2 protein-coding genes are annotated in these 1775 nt (G+C 50.8%); one reads left to right on the top strand and one right to left on the bottom strand.

Features of this window, described 5'->3' with window-relative positions:
* On the top strand, window positions 1-1236 hold a 1236-nt coding region (locus tag AKL28_RS24945), incomplete at its 5' end, for an acyltransferase family protein (protein ID WP_169801868.1).
* A gap of 352 nt (window positions 1237-1588) precedes the next feature.
* Here AKL28_RS24945 and AKL28_RS24760 read toward each other — a convergent pair.
* A partial coding sequence (locus AKL28_RS24760) for a hypothetical protein (RefSeq protein WP_218008565.1) occupies window positions 1589-1775 on the bottom strand: 187 nt, incomplete at its 5' end.

Genomic DNA, 1775 nt, shown 5'->3' with positions numbered 1-1775 from the left:
TATACCAAGAGCACTGTTTTCCCGGGCATCCATGCGCTGCCGGTTGTGGCTGGCGCTCTTCTGGTGATCGGTTCAGGCCCAACAAGCTTGTTGGGGCGTGTTTTGGCATTGTCGCCAATACGCTATGTCGGGAAAATTTCTTACGGATTCTACTTGTGGCACTGGCCGATATTTATCGCCATGCAGTCGCACATGACGAACTCGCGCAAAGGGCCATATCTTGTCATTGCCCTTGTCGGGGTGCTGTCGGCGCTTACTTATCATTTTGTCGAGCAGCCAATTCGAGAGAGGAGAGTATTTGTATCTGCCAGGAAGTTACTCCAGGGGTACTTCCTTTTCTACGCAGCCGCCGGCATCGTAGTGTGTGTGGCGTTGTTTACTCAGTTGAACTACTTGCGTTCGGAGATAGTATTTGGCGAACTTGGCAAAGTATTGAACCGAATTCACCAGGAGCGTAGCAACTATCTTGAGCGTATCGATGTGGCGTTCAATGGCAGCAGCGATTCTTATGATCTGGCCAAGTATGCCGGAGTGCCTTGCAGTCTCGATGAAGGAAATTCTCCATCCAGGCTGGATACCTGCCTCAAGGGCGCTCTGGGGGAGCATGCGTATCTCCTGATCGGCGACAGCATTGGTCGAGATACGTTGTTCGCGCTGAGAAAAGCATTTCCGTCGAAACGTTTTGCGATGTTGCATCAGTCCAGTTGTATTCCGGTTGATACCTACGACAAGGTCATTGGAAAAGTCTGCTTCCAAGGGCTTTCTTCTATCTTGGCGCCTTTGTTAAGTGAACGCAGGATTGATGGAATCATCCTGGCATCAAGAATATTTCCAGAGCAGGGGCCGGCATTTTCTGAAGGTGTCGCCAATCTTGAGAATACCGGTATTCCGCTTCTCGTGATTACCGGAACGCCGGCACTCATTTCTGAAATCGACCACTACGTGTCGGACACGTATAGAGCCCGTCGACAAATTCCTATGGCGGTAGAAGCGGCGAATTTTTCCATGATCAGAGAGGGGCAGTGGCAGGCCGTGCCGCGATTGCGAGAGGGGGCGCCGCGCGTTCCGATGGTAGACGTCTACCAATACCGCTGCAGTAGCGAGTGTCCGCTGTTCCTGGATCAGAATATTCTGCGGCCAATCATTTTTGACCGCGAGCACCTGACTCTGGACGGAATCGATTGGTTTTCGCAAAAACTGGCCAACGATAAGACCGTTCTTCAATTTTTGAAATAAGATCGACTTGGCGTCACTGTGCGTATAGGGGAAAGGAAGAAGTGACGGTTCTTGTTTTGGATTCAAATCCCGTGGGACGGAAGTAAGCCACTCGCGTCATCATCGGCTACGGTCTCGGCCTGGGAAAGGAGTACAACAAAGATGACGTCGCTAATGCGCTGCAGAATGCACTGGCGCCGTTCCAGCCGCGGGAATACAAGATCCCCGGTCTCAAGATTCGCCCGGGCGGAGGACTGGAGGGCGGCTTTCTTGGCTTTGAATAGGATATATTATTTTACATAATACAAATTATGCGAAATTAAGGCAAATTAGCGCAGCAGATATTTTCCCAGATGGAAACATTTCGAGGCCATCAACCACCTATAAATCCACTAACAAAAACGAGAAATTCATGAGATATCCGAATACCCGTTACGGCCACCACAGCGAATTTGAGTTCTGGATGCAAGGCCATTCCATCCAAGTCATCGCCAAGCGCCTCAAACGATCCGAGCGATCCGTCCATGACTGGCTCACCGGCAAGCGCAAGATTCCTTGGT

This window comes from Herbaspirillum chlorophenolicum (assembly GCF_001189955.1).
Classification (GTDB): Bacteria; Pseudomonadota; Gammaproteobacteria; order Burkholderiales; family Burkholderiaceae_D; genus Herbaspirillum; species Herbaspirillum chlorophenolicum.
The sequence above is the reverse complement of the archived record's forward strand: the minus strand, read 5'-3'. Positions and strand labels throughout refer to the sequence as shown.